The organism is Ralstonia sp. 24A2, assembly GCF_051783885.1.
Taxonomy (GTDB): Bacteria; Pseudomonadota; Gammaproteobacteria; order Burkholderiales; family Burkholderiaceae; genus Ralstonia.
In genome coordinates this window covers 642,788-658,749 of record NZ_JBPVZD010000003.1, presented here as the reverse complement: position 1 = coordinate 658,749, position 15,962 = coordinate 642,788, and the positions used below count along the sequence as shown (strand labels likewise).

The following is a 15,962-nucleotide window of genomic DNA, read 5'->3' as shown; positions in this document are numbered from 1 at the left end:
CCAGACGCGCCCAGCATGACTGCCGAGCGCGTCAACCTGCCAGGATCACTTTGCAGCGGCCGCAGCCGAGACTTCTTGGCTCCAATAGCTTGGCAGTGCGCCATACGGGTTCGGCAGCGTCTTGGACGTGAAATACACGCTGCCCACGTTCTTGGCCGACGCGCCGAGCATGAAGGTCTGCATTTGCGTGGCCGACGTGGCGTACACGATATGGGCGAACCGGCTGCTCGGGTAGTTGGCCTGCCATGCGAGCGGCGCGTACTTGGCGTAGTTGCGCGCGCTGTCTTCGAACGTGACGATCTGGTCTGCCACCGGCAGGCTGGCGTAGATCTCCGGCACGTTGGTGCCCGGGTTGCCCGTCACCGTGTAGGTGGGCGACAGGCCCTTGATGTAGTTGTAGACCGATTGGTAGAACTGCACGTGCGCGGTCACGCTGTCGGCGGTCATCTCGTCGATGAAGAAGCCGTCGACCTGATATAGCGCCTGATAGGTGTTGATATCCTGCACCACCGCCGACAACGCCCGGTTTGCGTACGAAGTCGAGACGTAGCCGATCACCTTGCCGCCTGCGGCGTGCACCTTGGCTACCGCGGCGACGTAGTTCGGGTCTTGCGTGGTGCCCGGGCCGCTGTTGGGGTTGAGGATGACGGTGGTCGGTACCGACTGCGCCGTGGTGGCGAGCGTGTTCCACTGCGTTGCGCCGCTACCGGATGGGTAGATGTAGGCCGGCACCAGCAGGCCTTCGGCCCTGGCGTGCGACGCGCCTGCCAGTGCGCATGCCGCAAAGGCAACGGCCGATCCGATGATCCGCGCCGAACGTGCCACGATGTACGTGGCGAATGCGGGCGTGCGCCCCCCCGTGACTGTCTTTTTCATTATGTGCCTCCTAACGGCGCAGAGATCTGCGTCCGTCAATTGGCCCGCCGCCATTGCGGGTCAGCGGGCAACTGGCTGACTTCTTGGCGGTTCCCCGTTCGGAAGTCCCTATAGCTTTGCGTCGCCGGATCGCTCCGGTTTTGCCAAAGTTCTGGGCACTTGCCCATTGGCCGAAAACTCTACCGGGGCGTCGTGCTGCCGGCAAACACAGATTGTGCAAATGCGCAGGATTGCCGCAGAGCGTTGTCGGAAACCGACGCAGCGCGCGCTTACGCGAAAGAGAGCATTGACGCCGTACGCGGATTCCTCAATTTCGCGCACCGGTGAACATGAGCAATCCGCAGCCACGTAGCGGCACGTGTCAGGCGTGCCGTGCGGATGCCTCGCGTCTTCTGGTGGACAGGTCAACGGGGCAAGGCGAATGGTGGGTGTTCCCGCAGGGTGATGTTGCGGCCGCAGTGGTATCCAGATGGCGGGCGGGATTGCCCTGATTGCCTGCGGCAGCGTCCCCGGCACCCGCCTGCAAAGCCAGCAAGCATTCGTTTGCGTGACGTCAGCGCGCGTTCTGGCCACGGGGCCGCGTCGGAACGATGTCCGTAGACGGCGCACGGGTTTCATTTTTCTTGCCGGGTCCGGGTGCTAGTCTGGGCGCGCACCTATTCGACGGTGGCCTCACCCCCGACAAGGCTTGATGAAGGGAACGGCAATGCAGTTTGCCGCATGACGATAGAAGCGCGCCGCAGGTATTGCACCGCGGGCGAGCGCGCTCCCGGAGACCACGTCCACATGCAGACCGACGAGATTCACCTGCGCCAGGCTTCGCTTGACGATTGGAGCGCCGTTGCCGCACTCCTTCAGCGCTGCGGGTTGCCCGCAGACGGCACCCAGGACAGCATTGACGCCTTTCACGTGGCGCTGGATAAAGACCGCATCATCGGCTGCGTGGCGGGGGAGCAGGGCGGGCGCTCCATCGTGGTCCGCTCGGCCGCGGTCGACCCCGTCTACCGGGATCGTGGCATTGCCAGCCGGCTGATCGAAACGCTGCTGCTGCGCGCACGCGGTACCGGCGCCCGTGAAGCGTATCTCCTGTCGACGACCGCACCGTCTTACTTCGCACGCTGGGGTTTCTCACTGTTTCCGGCGGAGAAGGTGCCGGCGGAAGTACGCGCGTCGATGGTCTTCCGCAGCGCGGAGCGCACCTCGGCGCTGTGCATGCGGTGTGACTTGCGATAGGGCGGGACCGGGTGGCTAGCAGAAATGCCACGCCACGCTGGTCACCAACGCTGTCACATACAACCCCAGGCCGAACACCGCGTGCGTCACCACGCTGTGCAGCCGCGCCGCCGCAGGGCGCGGTGTGCGGCTGGCGGCAATGCCGGCACCCATGGCTGGCTGCATCACGAAGAAAGGCGCCGCCACGCTGCCGATGCCGATGATGAGCGCGGGGCCGATCGTCGGGTGGCACGCCCAATCGAGCCCCCAACCCGCCAGCAACACGCCTGCGAAGGCGATGCCGATCAGGTAATGGGCTGTCCAGCCGATCAACCGTTCGCCCGCGATGGGCGCTGAACCGCTGATGGGGGCATGCCGCACACGCCCCCGGAGCAGATGGCCAAACCAGCGCCCGACCATGCCGTAGTCCAATGGCGGTACGCCAAGCAGACGCTGCCGGACGATGGCCCAGATGTCGATGATGACCGTGGCGCCAGCGCCGATCAGCAGCGCACAGAGCAGTGTGCGTGTGGTCTCAGACATGGGCGGGTTCCATTCGTGTGGCACGCGCATGGGCAATCCAGCATGCGGCGGTGAAACGCACTTCCGTACCCTGCACATAGGGCTCGAACGCCGCGCGCATCGCATCGACAGCGCGCGCACGCGTCTGCGCGTCAACCTCTTGCAGCGCCAGCCCGACGGGGCCGAGCCGGCTGAGGTACGGCACGAGCTCCCGCTCGGGCAGGACGCATTCAAAGTCCATCGGTTGGATGTCGATGTCGGTCCAGCCGCTGGCGGCCAGGGTGCAGGTCACCCGGCTGCGGTCTGCAAAGGCGAATTGCCCGGGCGCACCGGGTTTGCGCGGTGGCAGGTTCGGCAGCAGCGGCACCGCTGCGCGTTCCGCGGTGGTCATGAACGGGTTGTCGGCGGGGCCGCGCCATGCGATGAACCAGAGCGCTGCGCTATCACGCGCGGCACGCCGCAGGTTGGTGAAGGCCGCGACCGGATCGTCGAAGAACATCACGCCCAGGCGCGAAACGATCATGTCGAAGGCCGCGGGTTCGAAGGCGTAGGTTTGTGCATCGGCACAAACGAAGCGTGCGGGTGTCGCTTCGCGTTGGGCGCGCTCGCGGGCGGTCTGCAGCATCGGTGCTGAGATGTCGATACCGAGGCAGCTACCGTTGTCGCCAAGCTGGCGCGTGACGGCGAGCGTCGTGCTACCGGTGCCGCAGCCGACATCGAGCACGTGCTGCGCCCGATGGGCACTCACCGCTTCAAGAAGCTGGTTTTCAAGAGGCTGGAACATCTGGTCGAGCGCTGTCTGGGTGGCAACCCAGGCGTGTCCTGCGTGGCCGTTCCAGAGGGCGGCCTGGGTGCCGTCAGTTGGGGGCATCGTCTTCATGATTGCTGTCCTGTGCGCGCCATCTGGGCGCGGGCACTACACTGTGCAGGTTCAAGTCAACTTGAGGTCAAGCAGTGAGCACGCTGGACATTGCCGAAGTGACGCAGCAGGCGGGTGTGCCTGCATCAACGCTGCGGTATTACGAAGAGAAGGGACTGATTACCTCGACCGGACGGCGCGGGCTGCGTCGCCAGTTTCATGCCGATGTGCTGGAGCGGCTGGCGTTGATTGCGCTGGGGCGTGCGGCGGGCTTCTCGCTCGACGAGATCGCCCACATGTTCGCGCCAGAAGGGCAACTGCATGTTGACCGCCAGATGCTTGCCGCCAAGGCGGACGAGCTGGACCGGACGATCCGCCGCCTGAGCGCCATGCGCGACGGCCTACGGCACGCAGCGGTCTGCCCCGCGCCGAGCCACATGGAATGCCCGACGTTCCAGCGGATTGTGCGGGCAGCGGCATCGGGCGCAATCGCGCCGGCCGACACCACCGCGCAGCCGCGTGCCCGACGCCAGCAGGCGCGCTAGCGGCGTGCGACAATTTCGCCCCCAAGCTGCATATCACCAACCGGGAGACCTCGATGACCGCATCTGCTGCTGTATTCGCCATTCTCGTTGCATTGCTGCTCGGGGCCATGATCCCGGGGCCGAGCTTTGTGCTGGTTGCACGTAACGCCATCGGACTGTCGCGTCGCGACGGCCTGGCCACTGCACTGGGGATGGGCGCGGGCGCGCTCTTCTTTGGCGGTCTGGCGCTGGCGGGGCTCTATACGCTGCTGCAGGCCGTCGAGTGGCTCTACATCGGCCTGAAGATGGCCGGCGGCGCCTACCTGACCTATGTCGCATGGAAGATCTGGCGCGGCGCCAAGCACCCCATCGCCATGGACGAGCGCGTCGCACCGCAGGCTGGCAGCACGCGCAAGTCGTTCTGGACGGGCATCACCACGCAGATGAGCAACCCGAAGACGGCCATCTGGTACGGCAGTATCTTTGCCGCGCTGCTGCCGCAGCATCCGCCGGTGTGGTGCTATTTCGTGCTGCCGCCGCTGGTGTTCCTGGTGGAATTCGGCTGGTACACGATCGTTGCGCTGTGCTTCTCGAGTCGTGTACCGCGCGAGATGTATCTGCATGCCAAGGCTTGGGTGGACCGCGTGGCCGCCGTTGCAATTGCCGCACTCGGGCTGCGCCTGATCCTGACCGCGCCCAAGGCTGGGCTGTAACAACGGGTCTTATCCATCGGTATCGGAAGCAGGGCGGGTTCACACCGCCCTCACACCACGGGCTGCGCGCCGTGTTCGTCGGGGTGCGCAGCCCTGTTCATTTTTCTCCCATCTTTTCCTTTGCACGCATGACGTCCCACGCCTTTTTCACAGGCCTGTTCAACCTGCTGCTCGGTATGGGCCTGGGCGTGGCGGGCGGGCTGCTGGGTATCGGTGGCGGGCTGATCGCCATTCCCGTTCTCGGCTACCTGTACGGCATGGACCAACACCTGGCACAGGGCACCGCGCTGGTGATGATTGCGCCCAACGTGCTGATCGGCTTTCTGCGGTATCACCAGCGGCATCCGGTGCATTTGCGCTCCGTGGCGTTGATCTGCGTGTTCTCGATGGCGGCGACGTACATGGCGGCGCGCTTTGCGGCGGGGCTGGATGCGCATCATCTGCACACGGCATTTGCGGTGTTCCTGATCGTGCTGGCGGTGTACTTTGCTTCGCAGCTCAAAGACAAATCGGACGCGGTCAAAGATGCCGGGCACGCTGCGCCGCACGCCATGCCTGCTGCCGCCATGCCGTTGATGGGGATCGCCAGTGGCGCGATGTCGGGCGTCTTCACCGTGGGTGGCGGGCTGGTGGTCGTGCCGGCGCTGGTGACCTTCTTCGGCATGCCGCAGACGCGCGCGCAAGGCATGGCGCTGGCACTGGTGGTGCCAGGTACGCTGATCGCGCTGGCCACGTATGCCCACGCCGGGCATGTGAACTGGGGCACGGGCATTCCGCTGGCAATGGGCGGCATTGTCAGCGTGTCGTGGGGCGTGACGCTTGCGCATCGGTTCTCGCCGTTGCGCTTGCGGCTGGCGTTCTGCGCGGTGCTGCTGGGTACCGCGTTGATGATGTTGCTGGTCAAGCCGGTCTGATCGGCTCGACACAGGTGTTCAAAACGGAGGACGGATCGTGGCAGAACAGGACAAGGAAGCCGGACGTGCACGCCGCGCACAGGTGATGGGCGAGGCGTTTGTGGAGCGGGCGATGAGCGGTCTCGATGCCTTCTCAGCGCCGCTGCAGGATTGGCTCAACGAGCACGCCTGGGGCAGTACGTGGCTGCGTGATGTGCCGGGGGGCATCGACCTCAAGACGCGCAGCCTGTGCACCTGCGCAATGCTGGCCGCGCTGGGTCGCAGCACTGAGCTCAAGGGCCACGTGCGCGGCGCCATCAACAACGGCGCAACGGCAGTGGAGATTCGCGAAGTGCTGCTGCACAGCGCCATCTACGCGGGTGCGCCAGCGGCCATTGAGGCATTCCGCTCCGCACGCGAGGTACTCAACGAACTGGGCGTGAGCCTCGAAGACGGCCGCTAGTGTTAACGCGCTTAACACAACTTGCGTGACGAGAGTGGCGTCCCTATGCTCGCGGAGTTCTGCTGGCGACATGCAGCACCGGTTGCCGGCCCAACTACGCTCGCACCCTCGAAAATCCCATGTCTCAAGACCTCAAGACCCGTCTGGGCGGCTTGCTTGTACTCGCCGTTGGCGCGGTGATCGGTTGGTTCTTCATCCTCGGTCCGCTGCATCAGGCGCAGGCTGGGGCATCCACAGTGCGCTACTCGCTCAAGGCCATGGTGCTTGTGCCGGGCTGTCTGGTCTTCGGCCTGGGCTATCTGCTCGGCGGCGATAGGCTCGCGTACCACGACGCGCAGCGCAGGCGCCCCACACCCGCCGGCTGGGCGCTCATTGCGGCGTTTCTAGTGCTGGCGGCATTGTTCTACTGGTGGTTCAAGCAGCAATTTGCGGCGCTGGGATATGGCGGCTGACAAGGAGGCCGATGTGGACATCTCCGATGATGACCTGACGCGTTTTGCTGCGCAGGGTGCAGTGCTTTTGCCGGCAGTCGCAGCGCAAGGGCATGTGGAACACGACAATGCCCACATCTGGTACGCGACGTTTGGTGTGGGCACACCGGTGATCCTGCTGCATGGCGGGCTCGGCCATGCTGGTAATTGGGGCCATCAGGTGCCGGCGCTGGTGGCTGCGGGCTATCGTGTCATCGCTGTCGACAGCCGTGGACACGGCCGCAGCACGCGCGACGCCCGGCCTTATACGTACGAGCGCATGGCGTCGGATGTGCGCGCCGTCATGGATGTACTGGGCATTGCGCGTGCCGCTTTCATCGGCTGGAGTGACGGCGCCTGCATCGCACTCACCCTCGCCATGCAAGCGCCCGAGTGCGTGGCGGGCGTGTTCTTCTTCGGCTGCAACATGGACCCAAGCGGCGCCAAGCCTTTCCAGCCCACGCCCGTGATCGACCGTTGCTTCAGCCGCCACCGGCAGGACTACGCCACGCTGTCCGCCACCCCTGGCGATTTCGACGCGTTCGTCGCTGCTGTCACCGAAATGATGCAGACGCAGCCGAACGCCACGGCTGGGGAACTGGCTGCGATTCGCGTGCCCGTGACCATTGCGCAGAGCGAGCATGACGAATTTATCCAGCCCGAACACGCGCAGTACCTCGCGCGGACGATTCCTGGCGCGCAGTTCGTACTGCTGCCGGGCGTGAGCCATTTCGCGCCGTTGCAGCGGCCAGGGGTGTTCAATGAAGCGGTGTTGGCTTTCCTCGCGTCGCTTTCCCAATGACAGATCTAGAACCGTATGACGACTGCCCTGATCGTGATTGACGTGCAGACCGGGTTGTTTACGCCCCCGCCAGCTGAGGCCGAGAGCGTGCTGGCTGCCATCAACCAACTGATTGCCCGCGCGCGTGAAGAGAGCGTGCCGGTGATCTTCGTGCAGCATGAGACGGAGGGCGATGAGCTGCCCCACGGCACACCCGCGTGGGGCCTCGTCGAGACCTTGCAGGCGCTTCCCACCGATCCGGTCGTGCGCAAGACGACGCCGAATTCGTTCCTACGCACACAGTTGGCGGAATTGCTTGCGGGTCTCGGTATCGAACATCTGGTCGTCTGCGGATACGCCACCGAGTTCTGTGTGGACACCACGGTTCGCCAGGCGGCCGCGCTGGGCTACACCATGACGCTGGTGGCTGATGCCCACACGACGCACGACAAGCCGCACGCCAGCGGCGAGATGATCCGGCGCCATCACAATGCGACGCTGTCGTCGATTTCCAGCTTCGGGAAGCGGATTCTGACGCCATCTGCCGAGACGATCGTGTCGGCGGGGTTGGCACGCGGCTGAGCGTATTTGCGCAAGCCCGGCCGGGCGCCGGGTGTTATCCACAGAAACAGTGGGTAAGCCTGTGGATAACGATGGGAGTGCCCGGCGCCATGCGGTTTGCAGTGCATTGCTGACTGCGTAGGCAGACAGGGGGGCGTCGATGCTGTCTTAGCTGACCACGTCTGACGTACCCGGCGTGCCGTAGGCGGCCTTGATTGCCTTGTGCCGTGCTTCCATTTCCTGACGCAACGCGCGGCGCTGCTGAGCGGCTTCGAAGCGTTCTTTTTCTTCCGCATTGACGGGCGTGAGCGGTGGCACATCTGCCGGCTTGCCGTCGTCGTCCACCGCCACCATCGTGAAGTAGCAGCTGTTGGTATGGCGCACGACTTGGTTGCGGATGTTCTCCGTCACCACCTTGATGCCGATCTCCATGGACGTGCGGCCCGTGTAGTTGACCGACGCGAGGAACGTCACCAGCTCGCCCACGTGGATCGGTTGGCGAAACACGACCTGATCGACCGAGAGCGTGACAACGTAGCGGCCGGCGTAGCGGCTGGCGCACGCATAAGCCACCTGGTCGAGCAGCTTGAGGATGTTGCCGCCGTGCACGTTGCCGGAGAAGTTGGCCATATCGGGCGTCATCAGCACGGTCATGCTGAGCTGGTGGGATTGCGTATTCATGGGGCGTTGAAACCGGAAGGATGGGGAAAAGCGGTGCGCAGAAATGGGTACGCAGTGGCGTGCCATTGTGCCGCGCTCGGGCCATTTTGTGCGGCATCGGGCGAAAATTGATGGTGTCGCGCTACAACATGCGCTTCCATGACCGCAATTTCCACTGCTGTGCCGCGCGTGCTGTCCATCACTCCAATTGCTTCGCGGTACCCGTGGGCGCCGCAGATCAACGATAGGCTTGATACACCGATGATTGACCATCGGCGCTGATCAGCAGCACATCGTAGGGCATGCGGCGGCCTCCGTAGGCGGGCCCGTCCATGCCCGGCGAGCCAAGCGGCATGCTCGGCACGGCCAGGCCAACGGCCTTTGGCCGCTCGCGCAGCAGGCGGTTGATCTCGCGTGCCGGTACATGGCCTTCCAGGGCATAGCCCTGCACCATGCCGGTGTGGCAGGAGGCGTAGCGCTCGGGCATTCGCGCCGCCTTTCTGGCCTCGACGGTGTCTTCAACGTCATGCGATACCACGTCGAAACCGTTGTCCCGCAGGTGTGTGAGCCAATCTTTGCAGCAGCCGCAGGTGGGGGTTTTCCAAACCTCGACGACGGGTTTGGATGCCGCTTTCTGCGCGATTGCCATGGCAGGCAGAAGCGCCAGGCCGAGGGCGAAGGCGCGCCGGGTTCGAGACAGCGGTTGGGTTGGCAATGTCGTGGGCATGGTGTTGTCGAGCAAGAGCAAGAGGGTGTGTCAGGTTCCGGGGGGTGAAAGTACGCCCAGCCAAGACACCAGGGCGAGGACCCCCAAGGCTAGGCTGGCTTCGGTCGTCAGACTGCGGCGCAGTGCTGTAACGGCCGCGGCGTGATCGCCGTTTTGCAGTGCGAGCGCAAGGCGTGGGCTCAATTGATACCGGTTGGCTGCAGCCAGCACCAGCATCCCCGCAAATAGCACCAGCTTCGCGACCAACAGGCGGCCGTAGGCTGTGGTCAGCAAGCCTTCCACGGTGGGGCCGACGATCAGCCCGTAGTTGACCAGCCCGGTCACGACCAGCGTCACGACGATCACCGTACCGATGCGCGCAAAGCCATCGGCTGCGCGGCCAAGTTGTGCAGCGCGTGCGGTAGCTTCTTCGGGCGACGACCCTTGCGCTTGCGTTGAAAGAACGGCGAACGCAAACAACGCACCCACCCATGCACCGGCGGCCAGCAGGTGGGCGATGTCAGACGCGAGATGCAGTACGCCGAGTGCACCGTCGTTGATCGCTCCGTGCCCCGTCCAGGCGAGCGTTGCCAACGCAATGGCGCCCAGGATGGACAGCGTGCCAAAGCGCGGCGCGGGGCGTGTGCGCAGCAAGGCCAAGACAACGGTGGCAAGCAAGGCCGCCACGCGTACCGTCCAAGACAGTCCGACCGGGGTGGCGGTCAGGATCATGTCGAAGACGTGGGCTGTCAGCTCGGCATACGTGTCGACACCCGCCATCGCCTTGGCCATCACAACCATGCTCACCAGCGACAGCCCAATGCCGAGAGCGGTGGCAAAGCCGATCACGCGAACGTACTGCCGTGCCACCGTGGCGTTGCGATCGTCTGGCTGCATGGAATGGATGCCCGCATTGACGCAAAAGAGCGCCACACCAAACAAGACCATCAAGGCGACGTACAGACCAAGCCGTAGCGCTACAACGAGCCAGTCATCCGGCACCGCTTACCTCACCTGAAACGAAATGGCGCCCTTCACGTTGTGGGTATCCGCCGATACGGCACGCCAATCCACGCGGTAGGTGCCAGCGGGCAGCGGCTGCGCTGGCGTGATGACCATGGTTTTGTCGTCGTCGCCCCGCGATACTCTTGTCTCGACCTTCATCGGCGGGTGATCTGCCATGCCGGGCATACTGGTCATCAGCAGATTCGCGCCCGAGAACTGCGGCATGAGGGTCTCTGAGAAATGCAGTTCGATCTTGGCGGGTGCGGCAACTTCCGCGTTGTCTGCCGGCGTTGAGGAGAGCAGCTTCGGATGCGCAACTGCGGCCGAAGCCATGAAGACGAAAGCGGTGCCAATGATGGCGCGGCTAGCGAAACGAGACGTGAACATTGGGGGCACTCACAAGGTGGGTAGATAAAAACGTTAGAACCAGAACCGAACACCCGCAACAACGCGGGTTTCGCCACGGCGGCCGCCGGCGGCTTCAATCATGTTGGCCGTCGCGCCAAACGACTGGCTGCGCTCGATACCGATGTACGGGGCGAACTGCCGGCTGAACTCGTAACGCAGCCGCAGGCCTGCTGTCGCGTTGGACAGCCCGGCGCCGATCGCCAGGTCTGGATCACGTTTGCCATGGAAGTTGGCTTCAAGGCGTGGCTGCAGGATCCAGCGCTGCGTCAGCAGTAACTCGTATTCGCTGGACAAGCGCAATGCCGTGCGGCCGTTGGTGCCCACATAGGCGGTCGCTTCCACATCAAACCAGTACGGCGCCAGGCCCTGCACCCCGAACGCCACCCAGTTGCGCGCTGGGCGTCCAAAGCCGGCATCGTTTCGAACCCCGAGCTGCGTATCCCAGAACGTCGATACGGCATGGCTCCAGAGTAGCTCGGTGCGTGCCTCTTCAAAGCGCCCCTTTTCGATGCCGCCCTCTGCCTTGAGCACCGCCTTGTCGTACGCCGTGCCATAGCGCGCTTGCATCTCATAGGCCGCTGCGTTGGCGCTATTGCCGTGTACCCACTCCAGCCTGTCCACGAGCACAGAACCAAACAGGTGTTGGTCCGCCATCTCCATCATGTGGTGGCTATCGGCGAGTGCGTACTTGCCAACACCGACGCGGTATCCGCCTGAATACGCATCAGGATCGCGGGCGTCGGGCGGTGCGGAACCACCTTGCATCTTCATGCTGCCATGGTCCATTCCCTGCGCGGTGCCGTGGTCCATGCCTTCCATGGCACCGTGGTCCATCCCCTGCATCGAGCTATGGTCCATGCCCTGCATTGCGCCGTGGTCCATCCCTTGCATCGAGCTGTGATCCATCTCTTGCGTTGGGGCACGGCTTGATGAGGACGCCGGGGCTGGCTCCGCGCTCATCGGCTGATATTCCTGGGCCGAGGCCGCGCCGATGCCGGCGGCGGCCAGTGCCACCGTCAGAAGTGTTCGTGCGTGCTTGCGCATGTTGGATCCGCTGTGAAAGTCGAGCATCAGGCCACCACCACTTCGCGGAACATGCCCGCGTCCATGTGCAACATCAGGTGGCAGTGCCATGCCCAGCGGCCCAGCGCGTCCGCGGTGACAAGAAAGCTGATCCGTTGCGCCGGCTGAACCGGGAGCGTGTGCCGGCGTGCCAGGAACGTGCCGTCGGGGGCTTCGAGATCGCTCCACATCCCGTGCAGGTGCATGGGGTGCGTCATCATCGTGTCGTTGTGGAGGATGACCCGCAGCCGTTCGCCATAGCGGAAATGCACGGGCGTTGACTTGCCGAACTCCACGCCGTCGATCGACCACGTGTAGCGCTCCATGTTGCCCGTGAGGTGCAACTCGACTTCGCGCTCCGGGTCACGCTTGTCGATCGGGCCACCGACGGTGTGCATGTCGGCAAGTACCAGCACGCGCCGTCCGTTGTTGCGCAGCCCGATGCCTGGGTCGTCCAAATTGGTGCGCGCCATGTCGACGCGCATGTCGGTGCTCGGACCATATTCCGTGCGCGCGTGGCGCGCGGTTTTGCTTGGCACTTTCAAGTCGCCGTGCATGCCGCTGTGCGCGGCATGCTGGCTATGGTCCATGCCCGGCATGCTGCCGTGCTCCATACCACCGTGACCCATGCTGCCCATGTCGCCCATCATGTCCGACATGGAAAGCCACTCCACCTTGTCGAGCGCCGGCACCGCAGCCTGCAACCCTTGGCGCACCGCCAGCGTGCCGCGCGCATAGCCGGACCGGTCCATCGACTGCGAGAAGATCGTGTAGGCATCGTCCTTGGGCGAGACCAGTACATCGCAGGTCTCACCGGGGCCGAAGCGGAACTCGTCCACCGTCACCGGCTCGATGTTCTGGCCATCCACCTGAACGACCCTGAGCCTGAGCCCTGGGATGCGGACGTCGTAAAACGTATTGCCCGACCCGTTGATGAAGCGCAGCCGCACCGTCTCGCCCGGCGAGAACAGGCCCGTCCAATTGCCGGCGGGCGTGACGCCATTGGTCAGATAGGTGAGCGTGGCACCGGAGACGTCCGCCAGATCGGTCGGGCTCATGCGCATCTCGTTCCACATCTTGCGTTTGCGCATCGCGGCCTGCCAGCCATCGTTGGAGACATCGCGGAAGAAATCCACCACCGTGGGCTGGTGGTAGTTGTAGTAGTCGCCCTGTGTCTTGAGCTTGGCGATCACCCGCATCGGGTCTTCATCCGTCCAGTCCGACAGCAGGACGGTGTGATCGCGGTCCGCACGGATCGGGTCGCCACCGGCGGCGTCAATGATGAGCCCGCCATAGACGCCCGTCATCTCCTGAAAGCCCGAGTGCGAGTGGTACCAATAGCTGCCGCTTTGCTGCACCTTGAAGCGGTAGGTAAAGGTCTCGCCGGGTGGGATGCCGTTGAAGCTGATGCCCGGTACGCCGTCCATCTGGAACGGCAGGATGATGCCGTGCCAGTGGATCGACGTGTGCTCGCGCAGGCGATTGGTCACGCGCACGGTGACCGTGTCGCCCTCGCGCCAGCGCAGCGTCGGGCCCGGCAGCATGCCGTTGATGGTGGTGGCCATCATCGGGCGGCCGGTGTAGTTCACGGGCGTCTCGTCGATGACCAGATCGAACTCGGTGCCGCGCAGCACCGGTGCCGCCCCCAGCGCGGTGGAGGCCGCGGACGCCGCCAGTGACGAGGTGAAGCCACCCAGCCCCAGTCCGGTGATCACCCCACCGGCGGCCAGGCCTTGCACGAATCGCCGGCGCGGCAGGTTCGGTAGCACGATGCCTGATGGACCGGATTGACGGTGACTGCGCATGATCGGGTTGTCCTTTTGTAATGTCCGGTGCAGGTTACTGAGCCGCGGGCTACCCCGACCTGACCAAGACATTACAAAACGGTCATGTTCGCGTCAGGTTGCCGGCGACGCGGTACTCTACCGCCCATAGATAAGCCACAGCGCGTGGCATGTAACTTGGGTGCGACATGAAACTGCTAGTCGTCGAAGACGAAGCCAAAACCGGCGAATACCTCCAGCAAGGCCTGACTGAAGCCGGCTTCGTGGTGGATCTCGCCCGCAATGGCATCGATGGCCGGCACCTGGCCCTGACCGGTGATTACGACCTGCTGATCCTGGATGTGATGCTGCCCGATCTGGATGGCTGGCAGATCGTCCAATCGGTGCGGGCAAGGGAGCTCGCCGTGCCGGTGCTGTTTCTCACGGCGCGCGACAGCGTGGCTGACCGGGTCAAGGGGCTCGAACTCGGTGCGGATGACTACCTCGTCAAGCCGTTTGCCTTTGTCGAGTTGCTGGCGCGCGTGCGTACGCTGCTGCGCCGGGGGACCAGCGCCGTGACGGCTGATCGCATCCAGGTGGCCGATCTCGTCCTGGACCTCGCCCGTCGGCGTGCATCGCGTGCGGGTCAGAAGATTGCGCTGACGAGCAAGGAGTTCTCCCTGCTGGAACTGCTCGCCAGACGCAGCGGTGAGGTCCTGCCGCGTTCGCTGATTGCCTCGCAGGTCTGGGACATGAACTTCGACAGCGACACCAACGTCATCGACGTCGCCATCCGCCGCCTGCGCGCCAAGATCGACGACAACTTTGAGCCCAAGCTGATCCACACCGTGCGCGGCATGGGCTATGTGCTCGAAGACCCTGAGGATGCGGCGTGATGGAACCACTGCGGGGGCAGCTTTCCCTGACGACGCGGCTGACCGCGTATTTCGCGCTGTGCTCGACCGCCGTCCTGCTGGGCCTGGGCGTGGTGATTGCGTTGGCCATGGACCATCACTTTGCGGTGGAGGACTACACCGCATTGCGCGAGAACGTCAGCGTCATCCAGAAGATCGCTGAGTCGAATCCCGCATCGCAGGTGCCGGAGCGCATCCGCGAAGCGCTCGTGCATCGCACCGACCTCGTCGCGCGCGTCCAGGGGCCGGACGGCAACATCCTGTATGTGACCAAGGACTTCGATTTCCAGGCCGCAACGCAGGCGTTGATGGCGCCACGGCACAACAACGACGCGCTGGTCTGGGAGCAAGCTGGCCAGCAGTACCGGGGCATGCACGCAAGCATCCCGGTGCGCGGTGGATCGTCTGGCGCGCTGGATCTCCTGCTGGGCATCAATACCGACATTCACGCGCACTTCCTGCACACGTTCCGGGGCACGTTGGCGTTCTACATTGCCGTGGCGGCGCTGGCGACCGGCCTGTTCGGATGGTGGGCCGCGCGCCGGGGGCTGGCGCCGCTGCGCACCATGGCCTCGCGCGCGCACACGGTGACGGCCGACAAGCTCGACGAGCGCATGCCGGTTGCGTCCGTGCCGGTTGAGGTTGCGGATCTGGCCGTCACCCTGAACGCCATGCTTGAGCGGCTGCAGAGCGATTTCCGCCGGCTGTCGGACTTCTCCACCGATATCGCGCACGAACTGCGCACCCCCATCACCAACCTGCTCACGCAGACCGAGGTCGTGCTCGCCCAGCCGCGCGCGAGCACCCAGTACCGCGACGTGCTGACCTCAAACGCGGAGGAGCTGCAACGTCTGGCGCGCATGGTCTCCGACATGCTCTACCTCGCCAAGATGGAGCACAGCCTGACGCTGCCGAGTGCCGAGGCCATCCACATCGACGAAGAGATCCGCGCGCTGTTCGAGTTCTATGACGCCCTGGCCGAAGACAAGGCTGTCCAGCTCGATTTGCACGGCGATGGCCGCGTGATGGGCGACCGGCTCATGCTGCGTCGCGCGCTGAGCAATCTGTTGTCCAACGCGATCCGGCATACCCCGCGCAGCGGCCGGGTGGTCGTTTCTGTGAGCGATGCGCGCGAGGGCGTGACGATTGCCGTGGACAACGACGGCAACGAAATTGCGCCCCAGTTCCTGCCGTTCATCTTTGAGCGCTTCTTTCGCGCAGACAGGTCACGCGCGCGGCCTGAGTCGGAAAGCGCGGGCCTGGGCCTGGCTATCACCAAAGCGATTGTCGTGGCGCACGGCGGCACCATTACCGTGGCGCGTGTTGACGGCCGCACGCGCTTCTCAATGTATTTGCCGCATCCGAGTGCGGCGGCTGATGTGGTTGTCTAGCGTCGGTTGAGGCTTCCAGCACGAACGACGCCGCACGCGCACGGCAATCGGCAACACGTGGGTGAACGGGTTTGACCCCGCACAGGCCTGGGCCAGCCTGACCTCGTCCCAAGGGGGGCGGTCTGCCGGCCCTGCAAGCGGGTGCACGGGCGAGCATTGCTCATGTGATTGGCGCAGCC

The 15,962-nt window shown here is 64.5% G+C and carries 19 protein-coding genes and 1 riboswitch; of the genes, 10 read left to right on the top strand and 9 right to left on the bottom strand.

Annotated elements, in window-relative coordinates; genetic code table 11:
* Positions 1 to 45: 45 nt before the first annotated feature.
* Positions 46 to 876 (bottom strand): spherulation-specific family 4 protein, encoded by an 831-nt coding sequence (locus ACS13N_RS20435; protein ID WP_438933432.1) that lies wholly within the window; start codon positions 874 to 876, stop codon positions 46 to 48.
* A gap of 63 nt (positions 877 to 939) precedes the next feature.
* Positions 940 to 1,031, bottom strand: a riboswitch (cyclic di-GMP riboswitch).
* Positions 1,032 to 1,662: 631 nt separating this feature from the next.
* Between ACS13N_RS20435 and ACS13N_RS20430 the strand changes: the two genes are divergently transcribed.
* Positions 1,663 to 2,109 carry a GNAT family N-acetyltransferase gene (locus ACS13N_RS20430; protein ID WP_438933431.1) on the top strand — a complete coding sequence of 149 codons (447 nt, stop codon included), beginning with the start codon at positions 1,663 to 1,665 and terminating at the stop codon, positions 2,107 to 2,109.
* 15 nt (positions 2,110 to 2,124) lie between these two features.
* Here ACS13N_RS20430 and ACS13N_RS20425 read toward each other — a convergent pair whose 3' ends face one another.
* Together ACS13N_RS20425 and ACS13N_RS20420 are read right to left on the bottom strand one after the other, a co-directional pair.
* A complete protein-coding gene (locus tag ACS13N_RS20425) occupies positions 2,125 to 2,631 on the bottom strand; it encodes a DUF2938 domain-containing protein (protein ID WP_438933430.1) in 507 nt (168 codons plus the stop codon).
* Positions 2,624 to 3,490 (bottom strand): methyltransferase domain-containing protein, encoded by an 867-nt coding sequence (locus ACS13N_RS20420; protein WP_438933429.1) that lies wholly within the window; start codon positions 3,488 to 3,490, stop codon positions 2,624 to 2,626. The genes ACS13N_RS20425 and ACS13N_RS20420 overlap by 8 nt, the downstream gene beginning before the upstream one ends.
* A gap of 74 nt (positions 3,491 to 3,564) precedes the next feature.
* Here ACS13N_RS20420 and ACS13N_RS20415 point away from each other — a divergent pair, with 74 nt between their 5' ends.
* The 7 genes from ACS13N_RS20415 to ACS13N_RS20385 all read left to right on the top strand — a co-directional run bounded on the left by ACS13N_RS20415 (position 3,565) and on the right by ACS13N_RS20385 (position 7,895).
* On the top strand, positions 3,565 to 4,014 hold the full coding sequence (locus tag ACS13N_RS20415) for a helix-turn-helix domain-containing protein (RefSeq protein WP_438933428.1): 450 nt from the start codon (positions 3,565 to 3,567) through the stop codon (positions 4,012 to 4,014).
* A 53-nt stretch (positions 4,015 to 4,067) separates the two neighbouring features.
* The gene (locus ACS13N_RS20410; RefSeq protein ID WP_438933427.1) at positions 4,068 to 4,706 is read left to right on the top strand and encodes a LysE family translocator; all 639 of its coding nucleotides are present in this window, start codon (positions 4,068 to 4,070) and stop codon (positions 4,704 to 4,706) included.
* A 128-nt stretch (positions 4,707 to 4,834) separates the two neighbouring features.
* Complete coding sequence (locus ACS13N_RS20405) at positions 4,835 to 5,620, top strand: sulfite exporter TauE/SafE family protein (RefSeq protein ID WP_438933426.1); 786 nt, start codon at positions 4,835 to 4,837, stop codon at positions 5,618 to 5,620.
* Positions 5,621 to 5,657: 37 nt separating this feature from the next.
* On the top strand, positions 5,658 to 6,062 hold the full coding sequence (locus ACS13N_RS20400; protein ID WP_438933425.1) for a carboxymuconolactone decarboxylase family protein: 405 nt from the start codon (positions 5,658 to 5,660) through the stop codon (positions 6,060 to 6,062).
* A gap of 119 nt (positions 6,063 to 6,181) precedes the next feature.
* Positions 6,182 to 6,514: a hypothetical protein gene (locus ACS13N_RS20395; RefSeq protein WP_438933424.1), complete on the top strand. Its 333-nt coding sequence runs from the start codon at positions 6,182 to 6,184 to the stop codon at positions 6,512 to 6,514.
* Positions 6,504 to 7,334 (top strand): alpha/beta fold hydrolase, encoded by an 831-nt coding sequence (locus tag ACS13N_RS20390; protein ID WP_438933423.1) that lies wholly within the window; start codon positions 6,504 to 6,506, stop codon positions 7,332 to 7,334. The genes ACS13N_RS20395 and ACS13N_RS20390 overlap by 11 nt, the downstream gene beginning before the upstream one ends.
* A gap of 15 nt (positions 7,335 to 7,349) precedes the next feature.
* Complete coding sequence (locus ACS13N_RS20385; protein ID WP_438933422.1) at positions 7,350 to 7,895, top strand: cysteine hydrolase family protein; 546 nt, start codon at positions 7,350 to 7,352, stop codon at positions 7,893 to 7,895.
* A gap of 147 nt (positions 7,896 to 8,042) precedes the next feature.
* On the opposite strand, the gene ACS13N_RS20380 is transcribed toward ACS13N_RS20385, so the two are convergent.
* From ACS13N_RS20380 to ACS13N_RS20355, 6 genes are all read right to left on the bottom strand, one after another.
* Entirely contained in the window at positions 8,043 to 8,555 is a 513-nt protein-coding gene (locus tag ACS13N_RS20380) for an acyl-CoA thioesterase (RefSeq protein ID WP_438933421.1), read from the bottom strand.
* A 217-nt stretch (positions 8,556 to 8,772) separates the two neighbouring features.
* Positions 8,773 to 9,261: a DUF411 domain-containing protein gene (locus tag ACS13N_RS20375; protein WP_438933420.1), complete on the bottom strand. Its 489-nt coding sequence runs from the start codon at positions 9,259 to 9,261 to the stop codon at positions 8,773 to 8,775.
* A gap of 30 nt (positions 9,262 to 9,291) precedes the next feature.
* Complete coding sequence (gene copD, locus ACS13N_RS20370; protein ID WP_438933419.1) at positions 9,292 to 10,242, bottom strand: copper homeostasis membrane protein CopD; 951 nt, start codon at positions 10,240 to 10,242, stop codon at positions 9,292 to 9,294.
* Between the two features lie 3 nt (positions 10,243 to 10,245).
* Entirely contained in the window at positions 10,246 to 10,632 is a 387-nt protein-coding gene (copC, locus tag ACS13N_RS20365) for a copper homeostasis periplasmic binding protein CopC (RefSeq protein ID WP_438933418.1), read from the bottom strand.
* 33 nt (positions 10,633 to 10,665) lie between these two features.
* A complete protein-coding gene (locus ACS13N_RS20360; RefSeq protein WP_438933417.1) occupies positions 10,666 to 11,724 on the bottom strand; it encodes a copper resistance protein B in 1,059 nt (352 codons plus the stop codon).
* Positions 11,724 to 13,520 carry a copper resistance system multicopper oxidase gene (locus tag ACS13N_RS20355; RefSeq protein WP_438933416.1) on the bottom strand — a complete coding sequence of 599 codons (1,797 nt, stop codon included), beginning with the start codon at positions 13,518 to 13,520 and terminating at the stop codon, positions 11,724 to 11,726. The genes ACS13N_RS20360 and ACS13N_RS20355 overlap by 1 nt, the downstream gene beginning before the upstream one ends.
* A 167-nt stretch (positions 13,521 to 13,687) precedes the next feature.
* Between ACS13N_RS20355 and ACS13N_RS20350 the strand changes: the two genes are divergently transcribed.
* The gene (locus ACS13N_RS20350; protein ID WP_438933415.1) at positions 13,688 to 14,374 is read left to right on the top strand and encodes a heavy metal response regulator transcription factor; all 687 of its coding nucleotides are present in this window, start codon (positions 13,688 to 13,690) and stop codon (positions 14,372 to 14,374) included.
* Positions 14,374 to 15,783 carry a heavy metal sensor histidine kinase gene (locus ACS13N_RS20345; protein ID WP_438933414.1) on the top strand — a complete coding sequence of 470 codons (1,410 nt, stop codon included), beginning with the start codon at positions 14,374 to 14,376 and terminating at the stop codon, positions 15,781 to 15,783. The genes ACS13N_RS20350 and ACS13N_RS20345 overlap by 1 nt, the downstream gene beginning before the upstream one ends.
* Positions 15,784 to 15,962 lie beyond the last annotated feature (179 nt).